The organism is Streptomyces yongxingensis (assembly GCF_055597465.1).
Window position 1 is genome coordinate 938,662 of the sequence record NZ_CM145717.1, and the last position, 23,014, is coordinate 961,675.

Genomic DNA, 23,014 nt, shown 5'->3' on the forward strand with positions numbered 1-23,014 from the left:
CTTCAGGGCGCTATGAGCGCGGGCAGAATGGCGCCCAGCTTCGCGCGGGTCTCGGCCAGTTCCTCTTTCGGATCGGAATCGGCGACAATGCCGTTCCCGACGTACATGGTGGCGTTTCTGCCGTGTATCTCGGCGCAGCGAATGGTCACGCAGAGACAGCCGTTTCCCTCCGCGTCCACCCAGCCCAGCGCCCCTCCGTAAAGTCCTCTGTCCCAGCCCTCCAGGCGCTCGATCACTTCGTACGCCTTGTCACGGGGCCACCCGCACACGGCGGGGGTCGGATGAAGCATGGCCGCCAGTCGGAGAAATGGCGGGTGGTCGGCTTTGAGCTCGGCCCGGACCCGGGTCATCAGATGCTGGACGTTCGCCAGTTTCAGCGTCTCGGGCCGCTCGTTGGCTGTGATCCATGTGGTGCTGGGCGTCAGGGCGTCCAGCACCGCCTCCCGCAGGACCCGGTGCTCCTCCTGGTTCTTACGGGACTCCTGGAGCCAGGTCGCGAGCCGGCGGTCGGACTCGGCGTCGCCGCCACGGCGGATGGTGCCGGCCAGGGCACGCGACTCCACCATCCGCCCGCGCTTGGCGAGCAACAGCTCCGGACTGGCTCCCACCAGGCCGAAGGCGGAGAACAGATAGGCGGAGGGGAAGGTGTGGGCGAGCCGCCGCAGCACCACGGGCGACTGGATGTCCGCGTCGCACTCCATCTGGATGCGGCGGGCGAGCACCGCCTTGCGCAGCTCTCCGCGGCGCACGGCACGCGCCGCGTCGGCGACGCTGCCGCACCACTGCTCCGGCGGTTCGCTGGACCGCAGCGCGTATGCGCCGGGTTCAGCGCTCTTGACGGAGGGGGTCGGGACCGAGGCGAGGAGACGACGGTGGCCGGGCGTCGCCTCCAGGCTCAGTGTCCGGGCGGGAACCGCGAGCCGGATGGGCTCTTGGCGCTGAAACGGAAAGGCCACGAAGCCGATTCCTCCGCCGGCCGCCAGCGCTTGCGCTACGTCCTCCTCGGAATCGACCAGATGGTGTGCGATGGGTTCAATTCCGAGGAGTGTGCGGTCCGGCCCGGAAAAGAATAATCGGCGATTATCCAGAAGGTCGATCGCGTCATCGACGACTTCTTGCGAACGTGCCACCAACGGAACGCCCCCGTCCGTTCTGGTTGGGTTATGATCTTTTACGCAAAGCGTTCCAACAGCCTTGCATTGACCGGTAAATGCGTCAAGATCCGGCCAATGCGATAGTTCACTTGATGGACACGTACGCATCCTCGGGACGGCCCGATGCCGTTCGGTCAGGAGGCCATGAAGTCCCGCACCGGCAGCGCTCGGTCCACGACGCGGACATCGCCGATCCAGCCGTACATGATCTGGTCGATCTTCCCGCCGTACTCATAGCCGCCCAGCAGCCAGGGCAGCCCGAGGGTGGAGCGACACCGGCCTGGGGTGGGCCGGTGTCCAGGGGCGGTGTGAAGTGTCCGCGACCACCGCGCCGGTATCCGCGACCACCGCGCCGGTGTCCGCAGCCGCCCCGCCGCTGGACGCGGCTCAGTGGTGCAGATCCTCGGCGGTGAGGGTGTCACGGGTCTCCGGCGCCCAGGCCAGGCTGACGACCGTTCCGAGCAACAGCACCAGCGCCATCCATCCCATCGACCAGCCCGCGCCGAAGTGGCTCAGGCTGACCGGCAGCACGAAGGTACCGATGGCGGACGCCACCCTGCTGGTGCCGTTGACCTGCGGCCCAGGCGCTGCACTGGCCACAGCCCGATCACACCGCCCAGCAGCAGGGCCAGGTTGAGCACCAGGTTCTGGGTGTCGGCCCCGGAGATGTTCAGGGTGGCCAGGATCTGCGGCATGAAGGTGTAGATGGCGAAGTAGGGCAGCACCTGGGCGCTGTAGAAGGTGACACCGAACCAGGTCTTGGTCGCCTGGCCACGGGCGAAGAGCTCGCGGTAGCGGGCCACGGGTGGCTGCGCGGCCAGTACGTAGCCGACGGTCCACAGCACGGTGAGCGAGCCCAGGAGGACACCGCGCAGCCGACTGGGGACGAACTCGGAGAGCAGGGTCGGGCCGACGGCGTAGTCCGCGCCCAGGCCGAAGGGGTCCGCCTGGAGACCCGTGCCACCGCGGAACGGTTTCCCCGCTCCTGACCCGGATCGCCCCATCCGGCCAGGTCAGTTGCCCGGCACGAGCAGTCCTCGGAGGCCGGGTGAGAGGGCTTCGACACCCGGTTCTACGATCGGACACGACCAAGGTACGTGCACCGGCCAGCGGTTGCCCGGCTGCCTGCCGCGTGCCACGAGGAAGGGCGGCCGCCTGTGGCGACGGGGGACCACAAGGATGTGAGACGTGCGTGAACGCCGGACGGCAGCGTCCTCGCGGTTCTGGTTGGCTGACGGCGGCGGTGGCCGGCCACGCTCCCCACGTCCACGGAACGGACGGCGCACAGTGAGGGGCCGTCACAGACGCCGTTGCCACGTGGCGGAAAGATGAAGGGCCACTGATCGAGGCGTTCACGGGACGGGCTTGTCGGATCCGAGAAACCCCGACCACATGGCTGGCTCCCGGCGTATGCGCCACGTGTCATGGGCAGGGAACACCCCTGATCGTCCACGCACCACGGCCTCCCACGGGCCGGCACTCCCCCACGCAGATGCACACCCCCACACAGATGCTTTCCCCCCACACAGATGAAGGATCCAGCACCGACCATGACCGCGAACCCTCCCGACGCAACCAGGCCCGTCCCGCCCCAGGAGACCGACGCCACCCTGCACTTCACGGGCCCAGCCACCTTCGGCCGCGTCCCTCGCCTGGACCAGATCGGCACCGCGGACATCGCCGTGGTCGGGGTGCCGTTCGACGCCGGTGTCTCCTACCGGCCCGGGGCCCGCTTCGGGGCGAACGCCGTCCGGGAGGCGTCGCGCCAACTGCGCCCCTACAACCCGGCCCTGGACGTGTATCCGTTTCACTACGCCCAGGTCGCCGACGCCGGTGACATCACCGCCAATCCGCACAACATCGACGAGGCCGTCGAGACCATCGAGGCGGGCGCGGACACTCTGCTGTCCACGGGCGCGCAGCTGATGACACTGGGCGGCGACCACACCATCGCGCTCCCGCTCCTGCGCTCGGTGGCCCGCCGCCACGGCCCGGTGGCACTGCTGCACTTCGACGCGCACCTGGATACCTGGGACTCCCACTTCGGCGCCCACTACACCCATGGGACTCCATTCCGCCGTGCGGTCGAGGAAGGTCTCCTCGACACCTCCGCGCTCTCCCACGTCGGCACCCGCGGCTCGCTGTACAGCAAGGAAGACCTGGACGAGGACACCAAGCTGGGCTTCGGGATCGTCACCGCGGCCGATGTGATGCGACGCGGGGTGGACGAGGTGGTGCAGCAGCTCAAGGAGCGCATCGGCAAACGGCCGCTGTACATCTCCGTGGACATCGATGTCCTGGATCCCGCACACGCCCCCGGCACCGGCACCCCCGAGGCGGGCGGCCTCACCTCGCGGGAACTGCTGGAGATCGTGCGCGGGCTCGCCGATTGCTATGTGGTCTCCGCCGACCTGGTCGAGGTCGCCCCGGCGTACGACCACGCCGAGATCACCTCCGTGGCCGCCTCGCACACCGCGTATGAGCTGATCACCCTCATGTCCCGGCAGATCGCCTTCTTCCGCTGGGTGGAGGAGAACAAGCCGTAGCAGGGCCTCGGCGCGCGTCCCAGCAGGAACAGATCGACCTCGGTGGCCGGCCGACGACATGCGCCTCCACCGGAGCGTCCAGGCGCGTTTCACGTCGCAATCTGTGGGATACAGGGCGCTATCGTCATGGCGGCGGTCCGGCCGCCGCGCGAGGCTGTGGCCTACAGGGGCGTACTGCTACGGACGCGGAGAGCGGATACATGACGACTGACCTTGATATCGCGGCGGGTGTGAAGGTGCCGGCGACGACGCTGGCGCGCGAGGCGACGGAGCTGATCCGTGACACGACGAGCGAGCTCATCTATCACCACTCACGCCGGGTGTACTTCTTCGGAAGTCTGCAGGGCCGCAGGCGCGATCTGAGCTTCGACCCGGAGCTGCTGTACCTGGGGGCCATGTTCCACGACGTGGGCCTGAACGAGGCGTTCCATGCCAGCGGCCGCCGTTTCGAGGTGGACAGCGCGAACGAGGCGAAGCGGTTTCTGCAGACTCACGGCGTCCCCGAGGACAGCGTCCGCCGGGTCTGGACGGCGATCGCCCTGCACACCACTCCCGGAATCCCCGAGTTCATGGAACCGGAGGTGGCCCTGGTGACGGCCGGTGTCGAGTACGACGTGCTCGGCATCGGCTATGGGGACCTCTCCGCCGAGGACCGGGAGGCGGTCGTGGCGCTGCATCCGCGCCCCGACTTCAGGAACAGGATTCTGCGGGCGTTCACCGACGGCATCCGTTCCAAGCCGGAGACGACGTTCGGCAACGTCAAGGCGGACGTCCTGGAGCACTTCGTACCCGGCTTCGAACGAGGGGACTTCGTCCGGACGATCCTGGATTCCCAGTGGACGGAATAGCCCGACGGGGGTCGGGACCATCGCGGATATCAGGGGCACCAGGGGCACCAGGGGCATCCGGTGGCGGACGCACCGTCGTGATCGTCGCGTTCGACGGGGTGCAACTGCTGGATGTCACCGGCCCGGTGGAGGTCTTCACCACGGCCAATCACTACGGTGCCGACTACGACGTACGGGTCGTGTCCCTCGCCGGTGACGCCGTCACCACCTCGTCCGGGCTGGTGATCAGTGCTGATGGCGCGCCGTGCACACTGCCGCGACGCCTGGGCACCCTGCTGGTGCCCGGCAGAAGGGACTGGCGCTCGGCAGTGGCCGACACCGGCCTGGTCGGGCTGGTGACCGACCTGTCGACGCGGGCGAAGCGCGTGGCGTCGGTATGCGCGGGGGCCTTCGTCCTGGCCGAGGCCGGCATCCTGGACGGCCGCCGTGCCGCCACGCACTGGGAATTGGCCTCCCAGATGGCCGCCGCCTACCCGCAGGTGCGGGTGGACGGCCATCCCGTCTTCGTCCGGGACGGCCATGTGGCCACATCGGCCGGCATCACCGCGGGGATCGATCTTTCGCTGTCTCTGGTCGAGGAGGACTGGGGAGCGGAGGTGGCACGTGACGTGGCCAGGCAGCTGGTGGTCTTCATGGCCCGCCCGGGCGGGCAGGCGCAGTTCAGCGCGCGGCTGGCCCCGCGGGAACCACGGCATCCTGCGGTGCGCCGGGTGATGGACCGCGTCACCGCGGACCCCGCGGGGTGCCATACGCTCGCCACGCTGGCCGGCTCGGGCGGTGTGAGCGTCCGTCACCTGGAGCGGCTGTTTCGCGCCGAGGTCGGCATGACACCCGGCCGTTACGTCGAATCCGTCCGCGTCGAGGCCGCCCAGACCCTGCTCGCCGATGGCACCGGCTCGGTCGAGGAGGTGGCGCGGCAGGCCGGGTTCGGCTCCTCGGAGTCGCTGCGCCGGGTCTTTCAGCACACCCTCGGCGTCTCACCGACGGTCTACCGGGCCCGCTTCCGCAGCACCCTCGGCGACCGGACGCGCTGAGGGACGTCGGCCGACGGGGGCCGACAGCAAACGGCCCTCACCGACGGGGGAACGGCGAGGGCCTTACGTTCAGTGTGGCACGAATCAGCGCGGAAGAATCCGTTCCGAGCGACAAACATTGCATATATCTGCCGTCTGGCTCCCCACCGGTGCGGTCAGCGCCCCTCCGACACCGGCCGGACGTGGTCCGGTGACGACTGCGCCACCACGGTGCCCGGGCTCTACGCGGCGGGCGACGCCGCCACCCGCGAGCTGATCTGCTGCCGCTGTGGGCCGTGCACACCAACGACTACGACTACGCCGCGCCGCCGAGGAACGGTGCCCGCCCGGTGTGCGCGATCCGCACACCGGGCGGGCCCGGCGTGTGCCGCTACGCCCCTTCGCGGGCCGTTCGCGCCGCGCGGGCCAGGTCCAGGTCGGTGGTCTCCGGCGCCAGGAACTGTGACACGACGGCGCCGACCACCAGCACTCCGGCGCCGACCAGGAGCACGAACTCCGCTCCGAAGTGGTCGAGCCCCATCGGCAGCAGGAACGTACCGATCGCGGCGCCCACCCGGCTCATGGCCGTGGCGAAGCCGACGCCCGTGGTGCGCAGGGACGTGGGGAACACCTCCAGTGGATAGACCGCGGTCAGCGCGGAGGAGGCGGCGTTGAGGAAGATGAAGAACAGGAAGCCGACGACGATGACGGGGGTGGAGGACGGCCACACCGCCACCAGGGCCAGACACGCGGCCGTGATCCAGAACGGCGGGATCAGCAGCTTGCGGCGGCCGATCCGCTCCACGACCAGGCACCCCGCGGTGACACCGGCCACGGCGGTGAAGGAGTAGACGAGCAGCGCCGCCACCGCGTTGTCCCCCATGTGCAGAGCCTCGAAGACGTCCGTCCAGAAGGTACCGATGGCGAAGTACGGCAGCACGAGGGCGGCCCAGAAGACGCTGGCGAACACCGTGGAGCGGACATGCTGCCGGCTGAAGAGCGCACGGAACCCGTCCTGCCGCACTTCGTCGCGCTCGTCGAGTTCCGCGGCGACATCCACCTCGATGCCGTACTTCTCGATCAGCGCCTCCGCCTCGTCCCGGCGCCCCTGGCTCAGCAGCCAGCGCGCGGACTCCGGGATGCCACCGCGCAGGGCCACGCACACCAGCGCGATCACCGCACTGCTCGCCAAGGACCAGCGCCAGCCGCCGTCGACGGAGGTGAACAGCGCCCCCACGACCGTGGCCAGCGCGTACCCCAGGTACCAGCTGATCTCCAGGCTCGCCAGCAGCCGCCCGCGGCCACGTCGGCCCGCGTACTCCGACAGCAGCGGCGCGCCGATCGCGTACTCGCCGCCGATCGCCACACCCATCACCAGCCGGATGAGGAAGAGCTGTGGGCCGTCCACGACGAAGAACTGGAGCACCGAGCCGACCAGGAAGATCAACATGTCGATGAGGAACACCGGCCGGCGTCCGAACCGGTCGGCCAGCCGGCCGAAGAGCGGCCCTCCGACGAAGATGCCGATCAGCGGCGCGGCCCCGACCAGCCCCTGTTCCATGGAGGTCAGATGGAGGTCGTCGGTGATCGCCCCCATCGCCAGGCCGATGCCGCCGATGATGTAGCCGTCGATTCCCTGGCCGATCTGGGTGGCCAGCTTCAGCTTGGTGTGCAGCCGCTTCCGTTCGCGTTCGGTGGCGGGCGCGCCCGGCGGTGTGCTGGGCTCGTTGTGCTCGGTCACAGGCGTCGTTGCCATGCGCGGGTCCTTACTGGGAGGGGGAAACGCCGCCCCGGGAAGAGCTGCCCCGGGAGGAGTGGGGCCGGGACGAGCGGGGCCCGGGGAAAGTGGCGGGGAGAGGCGGAATCAGCCGGTCGGCCAGTCGAGGGCGATGTACTGCGTTTCCAGGAACGCCTCGATGCCCTCGCGGCCGCCCTCCCTGCCCAGACCCGACTGCTTGACGCCGCCGAAGGGCGCTGCCGGGTCGGAGAGCAGGCCACGGTTGAGGCCGACCATGCCGCTCTCCAGGCGTTCGGCGATGCGCAGGGCCCGGGCCACGTCGCGCGAGTAGATGTACGAGGCGAGTCCGTGCACCGTCGCGTTGGCGCGGGCCACCAGCTGGTCCTCGTCGGTGAACGTGGCCAGGGGCGCGACCGGCCCGAAGACCTCCTCGTTCATGATCCGGGCGCCCTCGGGGACGTCCACCAGGACGGTCGCCGGGTGGTAGTAGCCGGGACCCTCGGGCACGCTGCCCCGCGCGGCGACCCTCGCGCCACGCCCGACCGCGTCGTCGACCAGGGACCGGATGGACTCCACGGCGGTCCGGTTGATCATCGGGCCGAGGGTGACGCCCTCCTCCAGCCCCGCTCCGGCGCGTACCGCGGTCATCGCCGCCGCGAACTTCTCGGTGAACTCGGCGGCCACGGACTGATGGACGTAGAACCGGTTGGCGGCGACGCAGACCTCGCCACCGCCCCGCATCTTGGCGTCCATCGCACCGCGCACCGCGGCGTCGACGTCGGCGTCCTCGCAGACGATGAAGGGCGCGTTGCCGCCCAGTTCCATGGTCACGTTGACGACGTTCGCCGCCGCCTGCTCCAGGAGTTTCCGGCCGGTGGCGGTGGAGCCGGTGAAGGAGAACTTGCGGACCCGCTCGTCGCGCAGCCAGACGGAGACCACCTCGGGTGCGCGGTCGGTGGGCAGCACGTTCAGCAGCCCGTCGGGCAGGCCCGCCTCACTCATCAGGGCGGCGATCGCGAGGGCGGTGAGCGGGGTGTCCGGCGCCGGTTTGAGGAGCACCGGGCAGCCGGCGGCGAGCGCCGGAGCGATCTTCCGGGTGGCCATCGCGGCCGGGAAGTTCCAGGGGGTGACGAAGGCGGTGACGCCCACCGGGTGCCTGCGTACGACGTGGCGGAAGCCACCACCGGGTGCGTCGCCGAACGAGGAGCCGATCCGTACCGCCTCCTCGGCGAACCAGCGGAAGAACTCCGCCGCGTAACCGACCTCGGCCACCGCGTCCCGGAACGCCTTGCCGTTTTCCAGGACGATCAGGCGGGCGAGCGTGTCGGTGTGTTCCCGCATCAGCGCGAAGGCGGTGTGCAGCACCTCCGAGCGACGGCGAGGTGGCGTGGCCCGCCATCCGGCGGCGGCCTCTCGGGCCGCGTCGACCGCCGCCACGGCGTCGCCCGGGCCCGCCGCGGACACCTCGCGGATCAGCTCCGCGGTAGCCGGGTCGTGCACGGGAAACGTCCGTCCGTCCTCGGCCGCACACCAGCGGCCGGCGATGAACACATCGCCTTCGGCGAACGGTGCCTTGACGAGGGTTTCCATCCCGGGGAGGTTCATGAGCTGCTCTTTTCTCCGTTCCGAACGAGGGCTGGTCCGGTTCGCGGTGAATTTACGAGCGCGTCACACGGCCGACAAGGCCGCTTCTCGGATCGCAATGGTGGTTGCTGTCAGGGCAACTCACCGCATACGACAGGGAGGGGACGGGCGGGGAAACCCGGTCCGGACGCCCTCAGATGAGCCGCGCCCGGGGGAACGGGGTGTGCCGCGGCTCCCAGCCCAGCAGCGCGGAGACGCGTGCCGCCGCCTTGGCGGTGGTGCGGCCCGCCTGGTCCAGGCGGTCGCCGAGCCGGGACGTGGGCGCCGAGATGTTGATCGCCGCCACGACCCGTCCCCGGAAGTCGCGCACGGGCGCCGAGACGCCGACCAGACCCGCCTCGAACTCCTCGCTAACCCTCGCGTATCCCTGGCGCGACGCCTCCTGGATCAGCGCCCACAGCTCGGGAAGCGGCGGGGTGGAGGTGGTGCCGAAGCGGACGTACAGCTCGTCGGGCGTGGCATCGGCGAGCAGTACACGCCCGGCCGAGGTCTGCCACGCGGGGACTCCGCGCCCCTCCCAGCCGTGGACGCGGAAGGAGTGTCCGGAGACCGAGAGCAGGGTGAGCACCTCGCGGTCGCTCAGGACACACAGATGGCTGGTCTCCTCCACGTCCGCCGACAGCGCGTGCATCACCGGCTCCGCCATGCGCACCAGCCGGTTCTGCGACGTTCGCGCGACGAGCGAGAAGAGCCGCCAGCCCAGCCGGTACTCCAGGGTGTCGGGGTCCCGTTCCACGATTCCCGCGGCGGCCAGGGCCTTGAGGGCCCGCGAGACCTGGGTCTTCTCCCGGCCCACCAGTTGCGCCAGGCGTACGACACCGAGCCCGCCGGCGTTCTGGGCCTCGTCGGAGGCGAGCGCCTCCAGCAGGTCGATGTCACGGCGCAGCCCGTGGCCGCGCGGGGCGATGGTGTCTCCGGGGCCGGAAGAGCCGGCTCGGGGGCCCGCGCCGTGGGCGTCGGCGGGGTCCTCGGGGCCGTCGGCGCCGCGCGGGAGGAGGTTCGTCACGCGCGCCATCCTAAAGGCGGGTCCCTGGGAACCCCCAGGTCAGCCGCCGGGTTGTCGTGAGAGCAACCGGCATTTCGATTCCAGCGGGTGCCTTGCGAGGGGGTGGCGGCGGTTCTAGATTCGCCGCATCGGACCGGATGAACTGCGGTGAATGCGAGGTTCATCCCCTCGGTCCGCCGATTCCCCGCTCCCGGAGATCCAGGAGATCCCATGCCATCGCCTTTTGCCCCGACCGCCCTCATCGGCGAGTCCTTCGCCGGGGAGGGTGCCAACGCCGCGCACACGAACGTCGTGATCGGACGCAAGGGCGGACCCGTCGAGACGGCCTGGGCCACGGCGCTTGCCACGCCCAGCGCCGGACACGTCCCCTTCCTGACGATCGTGCGGCCCTCGGTCCCGGTGAAGCCGCTGACGCTGTTCGTGACGAAGGCCGCCGCCGAAGGTGAGCTGCACCAGCGCGCCACGTGGGGTTCCGCCCAGGCCGGTCTGGCGCAGGGCGTCACGGACGCGGTCCGGGACGGTCTGCTGCCCGCCGAGGAGGCCGACGACCTGCTGATCATCGCCGCGATCTGGGTGAACCCGGCGGTCGACGACCTGGACGTGTCCTTCCGCAACCAGCGCTCCGCCGCGTACGACGCGGTGCGGGCCGCGGTGAACGCCACCCCGACCGTGGCCGATGTCCTAGCGGCCGCCGGGGAAGGCCCGGCCAACCCGTTCTACGCCCCCGCCTCCGAGGCGCTCGCCCGATGAAGATCACGGACATCACCCTGGACCGGCTGCGGCTGGAGCTGGACCCGCCGTTCCGGGCCGCCTGGGACCCCGAGCCGCGGCGCCACTTCGACGCGACGATCGTCCGCGTCCACACCGACGAGGGGATCACCGGTATCGGCTCCGGTGACCTCATGGACGGCTTCGACACCTACAAGCACCTGTTCGTCGGCGAGGACCCGCTCGACATCACCCGGCACGTCAAAGCCATCGAGACCGCGAACTTCCACGGCGCCCACTACTGGCCGCTGGAGGCGGCGCTGTGGGACATCATCGGCACGGTCCACGGCCGCCCGGTGGCGGAGCTGTTCGGCAACGCGGCCAGGAAGCTGCCCGCCTACGCCTCCTGCGGTGAACTCAAATCGCCCGAGGAGCGCGTGGCCACCGCGCTGAAGGTCCGCGAAGCCGGCTTCCGCGCGATGAAGATCCGCATCGACCGCAACCGGGTGGACGAGGGGATCGCCGCGGTCCGGGCCGTGCGCGAGGAACTGGGCGCGGACTTCGAGATCATGGTGGATCTGAACCAGTCGTGGCGCATGGCGGGCGACACCGCGGGCGCCACCGACCTCGCCCGGACCCGCAAGACCATCGCCCGGCTGGCCGAACTCGATGTGTTCTGGGTCGAGGAGCCGCTGCCCTACTGCGACGTGGCGGGCTTCAAGCGCCTGCGGGCCGAGAACCCCGGGGTGCGGATCGCCGCGGGCGAGATGCACCACTCCCCCACCGAGCTGCTGCGCTACCTCGAAGAGGACGCCCTCGACATCTACCAGATGGACGTGGTGCTCGCGATCGGCATGCACCGCGCCCGGACCCTGGCGGAAGTGGCACGGCTCAAGCACCGCCACTTCACCCCGCACAGCTGGACCAACGGCATCGGTGTACTCGCCAATCTGCACGTGGCGGCGGGAGTCGGCGGCGGCCCGTACTTCGAGTTCCCCTACGACCCGCCCGGGTGGACCCCGGAGCGCCGGGACTTCATGCTCGCCGACCCGGTGCGGGTGGGCGGCGACGGCGACCTCGAGGTGCCCGCGAGGCCGGGCCTCGGCATCGAACTGGACGAAGACGCGATCGACCGGTGGAGGATCACATGACGCACGGCATCGACGCCCTGCTCTCCCGCAACCACGACCAGTGGCTGACCGCGGCCGGCCAACTCACATTCGAGACACGGCCGTTCATCGACGGCCACTTCACCGACGCGCTCTCCGGCGAAACCTTCACCAGCCTGTCGCCGCGCGACGGCGCGGTGCTCGCCAAGGTGCAGGCGGCCGGCGCCGAGGACGTGGACCGTGCCGTACGCGGCGCGCGCGGCGCCTTCGAGGACGGACGCTGGCGTGACCTCCCGCCCAAGGAGCGCAAGCGCGTGCTGCTGCGCTGGGCCGACCTGATCCGGGGACACGCGGAGGAGCTGGCCCTCCTCGACACCCTGGAGATGGGCAAGCCCATCACCGAGTCCGTGCGGATCGACGTGGACAAGGCCGCCGAGACCATCGCCTGGTACGCCGAGGCCATCGACAAGACCTACGACGAGGTGGCGCCGACCCCCGGGGACGCGCTCGCCCTGATCACCCGGGAGCCCCTGGGCGTCATCGGCGCGGTCATCCCGTGGAACTACGCGCTGCTCATCGCCAGTTGGAAGCTGGGCCCGGCCCTGGCCACCGGCAACAGCGTCGTGCTCAAGCCCGCCGAGCAGACGTCCCTGGCCGCCCTGCGCCTGGCCGCCCTCGCCACCGAGGCGGGTCTGCCGGACGGGGTGCTCAACGTCATCCCCGGGCGTGGCGAGGTCGCCGGGCAAGCGCTGGGCCGCCACCCCGAGGTCGACAAGATCGCCTTCACGGGCTCGGTGGAGGTGGCCCGGCTCTTCCAGGTGTACGCGGGCGAGTCCAACGGCAAGCAGGTGGCGGTCGAGGCGGGTGGCAAGTCGCCCCAGCTCGTGCTGGAGGACGCCGACATCGAGGCCGCCGCGTCGGCCGTGGCATGGGGCATCTTCTACAACGCCGGGCAGACCTGCAACGCCGGTTCCCGCGTCGTGGTCCACGCCTCCGTCAAGGACCGGCTCCTGGACGCCGTGCGCCGGATCACCGACGACACCTTCCGGGTGGGCGATCCGCTCGACCCGGCCACCGTCATGGGCCCCCTGGTCGACGAGAACCAGCTGGCCACGGTCCTCGGCCACATCGAGCGTGGCGTGGAGGACGGGGCGACCGTGGTGTTGGGCGGTGGCCGCACCCTCACCGAGTCGGGCGGCAGCTATGTCGAACCGACCGTCCTGGACGGGGTGGTGAACACCTCCGCCGTCGCCCAGCGGGAGATCTTCGGCCCGGTCCTGGCCGTCGTGTCCTACGACGGCGACGCCGACGAGGGGATCCGGCTGGCCAACGAGAGCGACTACGGGCTCGTCGCCTCCGTCTGGACCCGTGACGTGGCCGTCGCCCACCGCGCCGCCAAGCGGCTGCGGGCCGGGACGGTCTGGATCAACACCTTCGACGCCAGTGATGTCATCACCCCGTTCGGCGGCTTCAAGGCCACCGGCGCGGGCCGTGACAAGTCCCTGCACGCTTGGGACGCGTACACCGCGCTGAAGACCACCTGGGTCAACCTGGCCTGAACCGGACACGGTTCACGGCCACCTCCACAACGCCCCTCCCCCTTTACTTTCTCTTCTCACCACAGCGAGGACAACGATGAGGATCGGTTTCATCGGCCTGGGCAACATGGGTCGCCACATGGCCCGCCACCTGATCCAGGCGGGACACCAGGTCACCGTGCACGACATCCGACCCGAGGCCGCCGCGGAGCATCTCGCGCTCGGCGCCGGATGGGCCGACACCCCCGCCGCGTGCGCGGACGGCGTGGAACTCCTGGTCACCAGCCTGCCGACCCCGCGTGTCGTCGAGGACGTACTGCTGCGGGGCGGCGCCGCCGCGGCCCTGGCGCCGGGAGCGCTGTGGGTCGACATGTCGACCTCGACCCCGGCGGCCGCCGAGCGGATCGCCGCCGAGGTGCTGGACGCCCAGAAGGTGCGCCGCCTCGACGCGCCCGTCTGCGGGATGTCGCACGGCGCCGACTCCGGCACCCTGCAGATCTTCGTCGGCGGTGCCGAGGACGACTTCCGGGCCGCGCTGCCCGCGCTGGAGGCGATGGGCGACCCGAAGCGCATCCTGCACGTCGGCCCGCTCGGCGCCGGCTACACGGTCAAGCTGCTGCTCAACCTGCTGTGGTTCAGCAAGCTCGTGGCCACCTCCGAGGTGTTCGCGATGGGCGCCAAGGCGGGTGTCGACCTCGGCCTGCTGCGTGATTCCCTGCTCAAGAGCTCCGCCGCGTCCTACTTCCTGGAGCACGACTTCATCCGCATCCTCACCGAAGGCGACTACGACGACTCCTTCGCCATGGTCCTCGCCTGCAAGGACCTCGGCCTCGCCATCGACCTCGGCCGCGACCTGGGCGTGCCCACCGAGCTGTCGGCAGTGGTCGAGCAGATCTTCCGCCGCTCCAGGACCGAGCACGGCGATCTCGCGGGCGAGATGAGCCCCGTCCGCCTCTACGAGGCCCTCGCCGGGCAGGAGTTCCGGCTGGCCCTCCCGGCCACCGCCCCGCTGGGCGCGACCGTCGCGGTCTGACAACGAGCGAACGCCACCCCGCACCACGACGTCAGGAGCCGCACCCATGACCTCTTCCGGGCCCGGCGGTCCCGCACCGCTGAGCATCGACCCCACCTGCCGCATCGAGTTCGGCCCCGGCCGCATCGACCGGCTTCCCGCCCTGATCGCGGCGACCGGCCACGATCGCGCCTTCGTCGTCACCGACCACGGCCTGCGTGCCGCGGGTGTCCTCGAGCCGGTCCTCAAGGCCCTCGAAGCCGCCGGGCTGGAGTACGCCGTCTACGACGAGGTGGCGCCCAACCCGTCCACCGCCAACGTCGACGCGGGTGCCGCACGGGCCCGTACGTTCGGCACCGCCGCGGTCGTCGCCCTCGGCGGTGGCTCCGTACTCGACGCGGCGAAGGGCATCGCGCTGCTGGCCGGCAACGCGAGCGCCACGGCCGCGGACGCCGACGACCTCTGGGAGGCGGCCGACGGGCTGCCGCTCGTCGCGATCCCCACCACCTCCGGCACCGGCGCCGAGACCAACGGCTTCGGGGTCATCGAGGACACCGCCGTCTGCCGCAAGGTGTACATCGGCCACCCGTCGGTGAAGCCGCGCGTCGCGCTGCTCGACCCGGAGCTCACCCTGGGCCTGCCCGCGCCCGCCACCGCCGCCACCGGGATCGACGCCCTGGTGCATGGCATCGAGTCGCTCGCCTCGCGCGGCGCGAACCCGATCTCCACCGCCTACGCCACCCAGGCCGTGGCCATGGTCAGCCGCGCCCTGCCCGCCGCGTACCGGAACGGCTCGGACCTCGACGCCCGCGCCGAACTGATGCTGGGAGCCCATCTCGCGGGCCAGGCACTCACCCTCTCCGGGCTCGGGCTCGTCCACGGCATCGGCCACGCCCTGACCGCGCACACCGGCACGCCCCACGGCGTCGCCCTCGCCGCCGTCCTCGAGGAGGTGATGGAGTTCAACGCTCCCGCCGCACAGGGCGCCTACGAACAGGTGGCACGGGCCATGCGCCTCGCACCGCCCGCCGACGGGGACTGGACGAGGGCGGCCATCGAGGGGGTACGCGAGATCGCGGGCACCGTCGAGGTGAAACGCCCCCTGAGGACGCTCGGCGCCGACCGCGCCATGCTGCCCTCCATCGCCGCCGGGGCGGTGGCGGACGCGGTGACGAAGAACAATCCGCTGTCGCCCGATCAGGCGCAGGTCCTGAACATGCTGACCACCATTTACTGATCAGCACGTGAGCGCTCTGCCGCTCCGGCGCCGCGTGTGTTCCGGGCGGCGGGATCCGCCCGGAACACACGCGCCCTTGGCCGGGCTCGACGGTGGAGAGCCGTACGGGCAGGCGGGACCGGCCGGTGGTCAGCCTCTGAATGCTGGGGAACCGTTTGGTCGGCACTGTCACCGCCGCATCCCTCCCGGCCCGGCCGAGCACCTGATCCAAGGCAGGGGGATCTAGTGGTGCCAGGCGTGACCGCCCGTGTTGTGGATGAAGCGCTGCAACACCTTGAGGGTCGTCAGGTACTCCTCGTCGGAGATGCCCGCGTGCCGTTCCGCCCACAGCTCGTCCTGGAGCGCCGCGGCCTTGTCGTAAAAGGCCCGGCCCTCCTCCGTGAGGCGCAGGCGCCCCTCGGCGTCCTCGGTGATCCAGCCCAGGGCGATGGTCCGGTCGATCTCCGCCTCCATGACCTCCGGACCTGCGTCGAGATAGTTGCGGAGGAGGCCGGACACCTCGCCGCGGGTCTTGACGGTGTCGGCGCGCGCGACCTGCGCGATGACCCACCACTGTGGCTGGGTGGTGCCGACCCCGGCGAGAGCCGCCTGGATGCGGCTGACCACGGCCTTGTAGGCCGCCCAACTCCAGTATCCGATGGGCTGGTTGAGCAGTTCGGCGTCGCTGTGGGAGTACTCCATGGCCGGCCCCTCCGTCGTTGCGTGAACTCGATTGACGATGGGATCGACCGTAGAAGTTCAACCTAAGTTGAAGTCAAGGCTGACCACCTGGCGGCGGCGGTCGGTCAGCGGTCCGCCGTCAGCAGGCGGACGCGGCCCGTGCCGGGGAGGGCCGGGTCGAAGGCCGGGGGGACGGGGCGGGCGTGGCGCTCCGCCAGGTCGGTGAGGAGTTCTTCCGCGGCGCTCCAGCCGTGGTCCGCGAGCCAGTTCGCGGGGGGCCGCGTCATCTCGTTCTTCCACAGGGAGGACAGCATGCCCATGATGCCCTCCGGTGAGGCGGACGCCGCCTCCTGGGCCTGGTCGGTGTTCACCATCGACCGGGTGACATGTTCCACCCCGAGGTGGCTGCCCGGCGCGGACAGCGCGGTGATCCGGTCGAGCAGATGGTCGGCGTCGCGCTCGGTCAGGTAGACGAGTATCCCCTCGACCAGCCAGGCCGTCGGCACGTCCTCGCGGAAGCCCTGCTTCGCCAGCAACGACGGCCAGTCCTCGCGCAGGTCGGCCGCGATCACCTCGCGCTCGCAGCGCGGCTCCTCGCCCCGGAGGACGTGTTCCTTGAAGTCGAGCACCTCGGGCTGGTCCAGTTCGAAGAGGCGTGTCCCGTCCGGCCAGTGCAGACGGAAGGCACGGGTGTCCAGGCCCGCCGCGAGCAGGACGGCCTGGCGGCAGCCCGCCGCGCACGCCTGTATGAAGTAGTCGTCGAAGTACCGGGTGCGCAGGGCGAAGTAGTCGCCCATGGCCTCGGTGAACAGCTTTCCCTGCCCCTCGGTCCAGACCGCCTGCTGCTCGGCGCCCGCGGCGTCGACGAAACGCGTGGCCAGGGTGTCCTCGAACAGCCGGTCCGGGCGCCGGCTCTCGTCCGCGCGAGTGATGCCCACGAACAGCGCGGTGCTGCTGACTCCCGCCAGGCGCTCGTGTCCGTCGGTCACGTGGTCCTCCGCTTCGTGTGGTGGTCTCTCATGTCTTCTCTCCCGTTCATGAGCGCGTCGTTCCCGCTCATGAGCGTGTCGCTCCAGCTCATGAGGCGGTGCGCTCGCGGTACGCCGCACGGTCGAAGCGGACGCCGCCCCGCCAGATCGCCTCGATCGACCGGGTGCGCGTGATGTCCTGCGTGGGGTCGCCCTCGACCAGGACGAGGTCCGCGCGCCGCCCCGGCGCGATCACCCCGCGGTCGGACAGACCGAAGTGCGCGGCGGGGGCCGAGGTCGCCGCCGTGAGCGCCTCCGCCGGAGTCAGTCCGGCCTCGACGAGGAGGGCCAGCTCGGTGTGGAGACTGGCGCCGTGGACGACCGGGCAGGCGCGGTCCGGCCGGTAGTTGGTGTCGGTTCCCGCCAGCACGGGGACTCCTGCCCGGTGCAGACGGGCCACGCTCGCCAGGGCGTGGGTGAAGTGGTGCTCGGGGGACGCCTTCTCCACGCAGAGGCCCTCGTGGCCTTCCGCGATCGCGGTACGGGCGTGGTCCGGGAGGTAGGCGACGATCCGCGGATCGTCCGCCAGCGCTCGTCCCGTACCGGACCGGGAGGAGGTCTCCGGGGCGGACGCCTCCAGCATGGCCAGGGTGGGGATGGCGACCCGCTTCTCGTCCGCGGTCCGGCTGACGAACGCGTCGTCCAGAGGGGCTTCCAGCGGAAGGTGCGTCAGCATGTCCACACCGCTGTCCAGGGCGAGTCGCGCGGACCACCCGGCGGACACATGGGCCACGGTGGGCAGGCCCCGGCGCCGCGCGGCGTCGGCGAGCGCCGTCACGGTCGCCCCGTCCAGGGCGGGCAGCGACATCCCGTGGTTCGCGCCATCGTCCACGATGATCTTGATGAAGTGCGCGCCCTCCGCCTGTCGCGCGGCCACGAACGTGTCGGCCTCATCGGGCCCGGCCACCGTCGGCAGCAGCGGCATGGCGTGGCCGGGATGCCCTCCGGGCGCGCTTGCCACCAGCCCCGAGCTGCGCATATCGGCGAGGTCGGCACGCTGACCGGCCGCCGTGCACAGGGCCCGGGTGAGCTCCGGCGGGCCCATGAACATGTCCAGCTCGGTCGTCACACCGAAGGCCAGCGCCAGTTCGAGATTGCTCTCGGCGCCGAACACATGCGTATGCGCGTCGATCAGCCCGGGCAGCAGCGTCAAACCCGTTCCGTCGATCACATCGGCCGACGCCGATGCCTCCGAGGCCACGGCGGGCTCCGTCAGGACGCGGGTGATGACCCCGTCGGCGAATTCCACCGAGCCGGGGCCCAGCAGCGCTGTCCCGTCGAAGATCCGCACCTTGTCGATGATCACCGGCCGCACCTCTCTCACCGTCCGATCGCGATCGCTGTGGAACCGTAGAAGCACAGCAGGTTGAAGAAGAGCACAAAGCCCATCGCCGGGAGCATCAGCCCGGATGGCTGTCTGCGCACCAGGAAGCGCCAGGCGCCGAGGGCGGGGAAGACGATGCTCAGCGCCGGCAGCAGGCCCCGCGTCCCGAAGAGCAGGAGCCCGAGTGCCACCGCGCCCACGGCGAGAGCGAGGCACACGGCCGCGCTGCCGCGCGGGCCGAAAACCTCCGAGTACAGCCGTGCCTCCGGGTCCCGCCGCCACTCGGTCTTCCGCGCGAACTCGAACTGGAGGAAGGCGCAGGCGAACATGGCCATCAGCGGGACGGCCCGCCCGTCACCGTCGATCGCGTCGCTGGTCAGCAGCGAGACATAGAGGTAGACGGAGAGCAGCAGCTGCACCGGGTAGCTGACGAGGAGATTGGCGATGAGGGCCTCGCCGATCCGCGGCGACCAGCGTTCCAGCGCGACCAGGAACAGCGTGTATCCGAGGGCGAGCAGGATCAGCAGCACGGAGAGGGCCGAGACGAGTGCGTTCAGCACGACGACGAGTACCGTGATGAGCGCCATGGCGCCGCGCAGCTCCGCCACCGTGATGGCGCCCGTCACCAGCGGCCGGTCCGGGTTGTGCCGGCGGTCGTACTCCAGGTCCTTCTGCTCATCGACCATGCGGGCGAACAGCAGGGCCAGCACCACGCTCACCGCGCGCACCACGGTCGCCCCGGAGGGCGTCCAGTGCGAGGAGGGCCCCGAGAGTGCCTCGGCCGAGCCTTCCAGGGTCAGGGTCCACAGCACGCCGTAGGTGACGTAGATCTGCGGGCGGAACATCCGCAGGACGAAACGGCCCAGCCGGGCCGGCACGCGGGCAGCGGTCAGGACATCGCTCAACGCCGCCACCGTCTCCCGGACAGGGGACGGTCGAGCGTGCCGGGGGCGGCGGTCATATCGGCCGCGCTTCCGCCGGGGCCGGTGTCAGACGCAGTTCGCCCTCGGCGATGGTGTGTCCGGCCTGCTTCATGGCACAGCGCAGAACGGCGCTCGTCCCGTCGCCCTCCACCCGGACGCTCTCACAGGTGATCGGCAGATCCAGCTCGCCGAAGCCCGTGAACCGCGCCCTCAGCCCCGTGAGGACGGCCGACGCCGACGGCAGCGCCCCGGTTTCCACGGCGGTGGCGATGCTCAGCTGCCGGAACGCCTCAAGGGTCAGCATGCCGGGGACATGGTCCAGGGGGTGGTCGAACAGCACGGGGTGGCTGGTGTCGACGAGAAGCCGCGCGGCCCCCATCTCTTCGCCGTCCGGTGGGAGTTGGAGCTGGAATGGGGAGATGACCACGTTCGCGGCGTCCCTGCGGTCGACCAGGGCCTCCCCGATCCGCGGCCCCGGCTCACAGGCCGTGAACGTGGCCTGGACGGGCAGCCCCAGTGTGGCACGCACTTCCTCGCGCGCCGCTTGCCACTGGGCGGGCGTCAGCCAGGACATGGAGCCCTCCAGCACCGCCACAACGCGGTCACCGATCAGCGCGGTGTAGGACAGCCGCGCCCCCTTCAGGCCCTCGCGGCCACGGAAGCGGCGCACGATGCGGCAGCGCAGCACCACCTCGGTGGGTACGTCGCCTACCGCGAGTGCGGTGATGTCCGCGTCGCGCAGGGCGATGTCCCGGAGGATGAACTTCGTACCGAACGGGTTCTCGAACAGATCGTGGCCCAGCATGAGGAGCGACTGCCGGACGGCCTCCACCAGGACCATCGGGTCGTAGACGTGGCGGCAGCCCGCCGTGTCCCGGTAGAAGGCGTGTGAGCGGGGTATCTGCACCCCGATGTCGAGGGTGTCCTCGTCCCGGGCGAGCACGCCGGTCAGAAACACCTCGGCCAGGCTCAGCCGATGGACGAGCTCCCGCGGCACCGTCTGGCTGAATTCCACCGTGTCCATGCTTCCCCCTCTGTGTTACCGAACCGCCGACCGCGCCAGGTGGTGCTGCCAGTCGGACACGCTGACTCCACCGAGCACGGGCGCCAGCCCCTTGCGCTTCATCGGCAGGACGTGGGAGCCGACGATCACCGTGTCCCAGGCGTCGAGCGTCAGCCCCGCCCGCCAGACGGCTTCGATCAGCCGCCGGTAGCCCTCCTGGTCCCGGGCGGCGAGCCGGGCCGCGCGCAGCTCGTCCCGGGCGGCGCCGGGGGCCAGGGATTCCTCCGCCTCCGCCACGGCCCGCTTGAGCCGTTCCGCGGCCGGTTCGAAGGAGAGATCCCGCTCGGGCACCTCGGCGTGCAACCGCTCGCCGAGCTCACGCGCTCGGGCCGACTGGTCCTCGCCCGCCAGCGCGGAGGCGTAGACCCGCTGCCGGAGCGCCGCGCCGAAGTAGATACCCAACTCCCGGGCCACATCGGCGGGTTCGTCGGGGGTGTGGACGAGGTTGAGCAGATAGCTGTAGCGGCCGGTCGCGTGGCGGAGCTGACCGGGAATCCGGGCCCGCGGGTCGGTGGGGCCCTTCCGCTCGGTCAGGACGACCGCCGCGGGTACGCTCGGCAGAGCCTCGGCCCCGTCGGCGTCCTGGCGCACCACGAGCACCACCGCGTCGCAGGTGTCGGTGAACAGATCGGCGAGACGGCGGCGCTCCGGTGTGGCCAGGTTCCACTGGAAGTACCACAGCGCCCGCACGGTGTTGGGGGTGAGCCGGGTGCGTTCCGCGGCCACGATCCGGAAGCCCTCCCGGGCCAGCCAGTCGACGGTCGTCGGTAACTGCCTGCTGACCACGGCGTCGGGCTTGAGCAGCAGCGCGGCGTGCCGGTGGAGGAAACCGTCGGCATCGGCGGTGAGGGTGGCGAGCTGTTCGACGCTCTCCAGGAAGTAGGTGTCCGAGCCGAAGAGGACGCGCTTGCGCGGATCGCAGCTCAGGGCCGGGGATATGTCGTCGCCGAAGGGCCGGCCGTTCGTCGTGTCGTCGGTCATCGGCCGGCTCCGTTCACATCGCTCGCGGTCGGGCTGGTCCCGTTCGCCGCCGGGGTCGCGTCCGGGGCCGATATGTTCAGCCGGGCGAGCACCTCCGTGGCGTCGGCGGGCGGTGCGCCCAGGTAGCCCGTCTCCAGGCAGTGGTCGATCAGTGCGCGCAGGAAGTCCTGCCCGTCCGCCGGTGGCCTGCGGGCGGCGAGGCCCGCCGTGTGGGAGTCGTCGAAACGCGTCCGGCGCCGGAAGTAGCTCTCGTAGAGCGTCATGACACGCTCGTAGTACGCCCGCTCCCGGCGGGGCAGCCGCTGGGCGTCGAAGCTCGTCGGCGGGACGAACCGCGGCACGTGGAACGGCGGGTACTCGGCCATCACATCGGAGAAGTCCCGCAGCGTCAGCGGTGCGCCCACCGCGTGGAAGGTCCGGCCCGCCGCCTCCTGGAACCGGTGGGTGACCTCGGTGATGATGTCCGCCACATAGTCCACGGGCACCAGGTCGAGACGCGCCTCGTACTGGCCGGGGATGGAGCGGACCTTGCCCTCGGTGGCCAGTTTGAGCACGACGTAGATGTTCTTGTAGTCGCGCACCACGCCGGTTCGCTCATCGCCCACGACGATGCTGGGGCGGACGATCGCGGCTCGCACCCCGTCGGCCCGGGCCTTGTGCACCAGGGTCTCGGCCCGGAACTTGCTGTCCTCGTAGGCGTTGGCGAGGCGCTGGCCCTCGTCCAGCTCCGTCTCGCGGATCAGCCCGTCGCGCTCACCGCACACATAGGCGGTTCCCACGTGCACGAGAGGCACGCCGCCGGCCCGGGCCAACTCCAGGACGTGGGCGGTGCCGTCGACGTTGACCGCCTGGTAGACCTCGTCGGGGAGGCCGAAGTCGGTGATGGCGGCGCAGTGCACGATCCGGTCGAGGCCGTCCGCGACCAGCGCCTGGTACGCGGCCCCGGGCAGGCCCAGCCGGGGCCTGGTCACATCGCCCGGCAGGCAGGTGACGGCGTCCGGCTCCAGCGGGGTGCCGTCGTTGCGTATGACCACCGGCTGGTTGTGGACCAGGGCGGTGACCTGGTGCCCGGCCGCCACCAGCCGGGCGGTGACCTCCGCGCCGACCAGCCCGGCCGCGCCGGTCACCAGGATCCTCAAGCGCTCCGTCATCGGCCCGCCTCCGCTTGCCGCGCTTCGGTCTCTCGCCGCGCCTCGGTCTCTTGCCGTACGTCCGTCACCAGGCGGACGATGTCGCCGAGCGTGGTGACCGTGGCGGTCCGCTCCTGAGCGAGCTCCCCGAGCCCGAATGCCTCCTCCAGCGCCAGTGTCAGCCCGATGAGCCGGAGCGAGTCATAGGCCAGATCCGCGACGAGCGCGGTGTCGTCGGCCAGGGTGGCGCCCCCCGCGGGCGCCATCGCGCCGACGATCGCGTACACCTTGCTCCGCGTCTCGTCCTCGTTCAGCGATGGTGTGCTGGTGCTTGACGTCAACGTTCCTCCCT

The 23,014-nt window shown here is 70.8% G+C and carries 23 protein-coding genes; 8 read left to right on the forward strand and 15 right to left on the reverse strand.

From position 1 onward, the window contains the following. Positions 1-2 precede the first annotated feature (2 nt). The 4 genes from ACZ6TD_RS04270 to ACZ6TD_RS04285 all read right to left on the reverse strand — a co-directional run bounded on the left by ACZ6TD_RS04270 (position 3) and on the right by ACZ6TD_RS04285 (position 2,158). Positions 3-1,130 (reverse strand): isochorismate synthase, encoded by a 1,128-nt coding sequence (locus tag ACZ6TD_RS04270; RefSeq protein ID WP_471350706.1) that lies wholly within the window; start codon positions 1,128-1,130, stop codon positions 3-5. Between the two features lie 158 nt (positions 1,131-1,288). Next, positions 1,289-1,576 (reverse strand): hypothetical protein, encoded by a 288-nt coding sequence (locus ACZ6TD_RS04275; RefSeq protein WP_471358904.1) that lies wholly within the window; start codon positions 1,574-1,576, stop codon positions 1,289-1,291. After that, positions 1,542-1,685 carry a hypothetical protein gene (locus ACZ6TD_RS04280; protein WP_471350709.1) on the reverse strand — a complete coding sequence of 48 codons (144 nt, stop codon included), beginning with the start codon at positions 1,683-1,685 and terminating at the stop codon, positions 1,542-1,544. The genes ACZ6TD_RS04275 and ACZ6TD_RS04280 overlap by 35 nt, the downstream gene beginning before the upstream one ends. Continuing rightward, positions 1,667-2,158, reverse strand: coding sequence for a hypothetical protein (locus tag ACZ6TD_RS04285; protein ID WP_471350711.1), 492 nt, complete (start codon positions 2,156-2,158; stop codon positions 1,667-1,669). The genes ACZ6TD_RS04280 and ACZ6TD_RS04285 overlap by 19 nt, the downstream gene beginning before the upstream one ends. A 546-nt stretch (positions 2,159-2,704) precedes the next feature. Between ACZ6TD_RS04285 and speB the strand changes: the two genes are divergently transcribed. The 3 genes from speB (at position 2,705) to ACZ6TD_RS04300 (ending at position 5,582) form a co-directional block, all read left to right on the forward strand. Beyond that, positions 2,705-3,700: an agmatinase gene (gene speB / locus ACZ6TD_RS04290; RefSeq protein ID WP_471350715.1), complete on the forward strand. Its 996-nt coding sequence runs from the start codon at positions 2,705-2,707 to the stop codon at positions 3,698-3,700. Positions 3,701-3,900: 200 nt separating this feature from the next. Then, positions 3,901-4,548: an HD domain-containing protein gene (locus ACZ6TD_RS04295; protein ID WP_471350718.1), complete on the forward strand. Its 648-nt coding sequence runs from the start codon at positions 3,901-3,903 to the stop codon at positions 4,546-4,548. Positions 4,549-4,625: 77 nt separating this feature from the next. Continuing rightward, positions 4,626-5,582 carry a GlxA family transcriptional regulator gene (locus tag ACZ6TD_RS04300; protein WP_471350721.1) on the forward strand — a complete coding sequence of 319 codons (957 nt, stop codon included), beginning with the start codon at positions 4,626-4,628 and terminating at the stop codon, positions 5,580-5,582. A gap of 370 nt (positions 5,583-5,952) precedes the next feature. On the opposite strand, the gene ACZ6TD_RS04305 is transcribed toward ACZ6TD_RS04300, so the two are convergent. From ACZ6TD_RS04305 to ACZ6TD_RS04315, 3 genes are all read right to left on the reverse strand, one after another. Then, positions 5,953-7,317 (reverse strand): MFS transporter, encoded by a 1,365-nt coding sequence (locus ACZ6TD_RS04305; protein WP_471350723.1) that lies wholly within the window; start codon positions 7,315-7,317, stop codon positions 5,953-5,955. A 108-nt stretch (positions 7,318-7,425) separates the two neighbouring features. Further along, positions 7,426-8,904, reverse strand: coding sequence for an NAD-dependent succinate-semialdehyde dehydrogenase (locus ACZ6TD_RS04310; protein ID WP_471350728.1), 1,479 nt, complete (start codon positions 8,902-8,904; stop codon positions 7,426-7,428). Positions 8,905-9,076: 172 nt separating this feature from the next. Beyond that, complete coding sequence (locus ACZ6TD_RS04315; protein WP_471350734.1) at positions 9,077-9,949, reverse strand: IclR family transcriptional regulator; 873 nt, start codon at positions 9,947-9,949, stop codon at positions 9,077-9,079. A 210-nt stretch (positions 9,950-10,159) separates the two neighbouring features. Here ACZ6TD_RS04315 and fae point away from each other — a divergent pair, with 210 nt between their 5' ends. The 5 genes from fae (at position 10,160) to ACZ6TD_RS04340 (ending at position 15,553) form a co-directional block, all read left to right on the forward strand. Then, complete coding sequence (gene fae, locus ACZ6TD_RS04320; RefSeq protein ID WP_471350739.1) at positions 10,160-10,699, forward strand: formaldehyde-activating enzyme; 540 nt, start codon at positions 10,160-10,162, stop codon at positions 10,697-10,699. Next, positions 10,696-11,808 (forward strand): mandelate racemase/muconate lactonizing enzyme family protein, encoded by a 1,113-nt coding sequence (locus ACZ6TD_RS04325; protein WP_471350742.1) that lies wholly within the window; start codon positions 10,696-10,698, stop codon positions 11,806-11,808. Before fae ends, ACZ6TD_RS04325 begins: the two co-directional genes overlap by 4 nt. After that, positions 11,805-13,325, forward strand: coding sequence for an aldehyde dehydrogenase (locus ACZ6TD_RS04330; protein WP_471350745.1), 1,521 nt, complete (start codon positions 11,805-11,807; stop codon positions 13,323-13,325). The genes ACZ6TD_RS04325 and ACZ6TD_RS04330 overlap by 4 nt, the downstream gene beginning before the upstream one ends. A 76-nt stretch (positions 13,326-13,401) precedes the next feature. Next, positions 13,402-14,337 (forward strand): NAD(P)-dependent oxidoreductase, encoded by a 936-nt coding sequence (locus tag ACZ6TD_RS04335; RefSeq protein WP_471350748.1) that lies wholly within the window; start codon positions 13,402-13,404, stop codon positions 14,335-14,337. Between the two features lie 46 nt (positions 14,338-14,383). After that, the gene (locus ACZ6TD_RS04340) at positions 14,384-15,553 is read left to right on the forward strand and encodes an iron-containing alcohol dehydrogenase family protein (RefSeq protein ID WP_471350750.1); all 1,170 of its coding nucleotides are present in this window, start codon (positions 14,384-14,386) and stop codon (positions 15,551-15,553) included. Between the two features lie 222 nt (positions 15,554-15,775). On the opposite strand, the gene ACZ6TD_RS04345 is transcribed toward ACZ6TD_RS04340, so the two are convergent. The 8 genes from ACZ6TD_RS04345 to ACZ6TD_RS04380 form a co-directional block, all read right to left on the reverse strand. Then, positions 15,776-16,234 (reverse strand): MarR family winged helix-turn-helix transcriptional regulator, encoded by a 459-nt coding sequence (locus ACZ6TD_RS04345; RefSeq protein WP_471350752.1) that lies wholly within the window; start codon positions 16,232-16,234, stop codon positions 15,776-15,778. Positions 16,235-16,338: 104 nt separating this feature from the next. After that, positions 16,339-17,202 carry an SAM-dependent methyltransferase gene (locus tag ACZ6TD_RS04350; RefSeq protein WP_471350755.1) on the reverse strand — a complete coding sequence of 288 codons (864 nt, stop codon included), beginning with the start codon at positions 17,200-17,202 and terminating at the stop codon, positions 16,339-16,341. Positions 17,203-17,290: 88 nt separating this feature from the next. Then, positions 17,291-18,556, reverse strand: coding sequence for an amidohydrolase family protein (locus tag ACZ6TD_RS04355; RefSeq protein ID WP_471358833.1), 1,266 nt, complete (start codon positions 18,554-18,556; stop codon positions 17,291-17,293). A gap of 5 nt (positions 18,557-18,561) precedes the next feature. After that, complete coding sequence (locus ACZ6TD_RS04360; protein WP_471350758.1) at positions 18,562-19,470, reverse strand: UbiA family prenyltransferase; 909 nt, start codon at positions 19,468-19,470, stop codon at positions 18,562-18,564. A 52-nt stretch (positions 19,471-19,522) separates the two neighbouring features. Continuing rightward, a complete protein-coding gene (locus ACZ6TD_RS04365; RefSeq protein ID WP_471350761.1) occupies positions 19,523-20,512 on the reverse strand; it encodes a ScbA/BarX family gamma-butyrolactone biosynthesis protein in 990 nt (329 codons plus the stop codon). A gap of 15 nt (positions 20,513-20,527) precedes the next feature. Continuing rightward, positions 20,528-21,532, reverse strand: coding sequence for a nucleoside-diphosphate kinase (locus ACZ6TD_RS04370; RefSeq protein WP_471350764.1), 1,005 nt, complete (start codon positions 21,530-21,532; stop codon positions 20,528-20,530). Continuing rightward, positions 21,529-22,683, reverse strand: a complete 1,155-nt coding sequence (locus tag ACZ6TD_RS04375) for an SDR family oxidoreductase (RefSeq protein ID WP_471350766.1) — start codon at positions 22,681-22,683, stop codon at positions 21,529-21,531. The genes ACZ6TD_RS04370 and ACZ6TD_RS04375 overlap by 4 nt, the downstream gene beginning before the upstream one ends. Next, entirely contained in the window at positions 22,680-23,003 is a 324-nt protein-coding gene (locus ACZ6TD_RS04380; protein WP_471350768.1) for an acyl carrier protein, read from the reverse strand. Before ACZ6TD_RS04380 ends, ACZ6TD_RS04375 begins: the two co-directional genes overlap by 4 nt. Positions 23,004-23,014 lie beyond the last annotated feature (11 nt).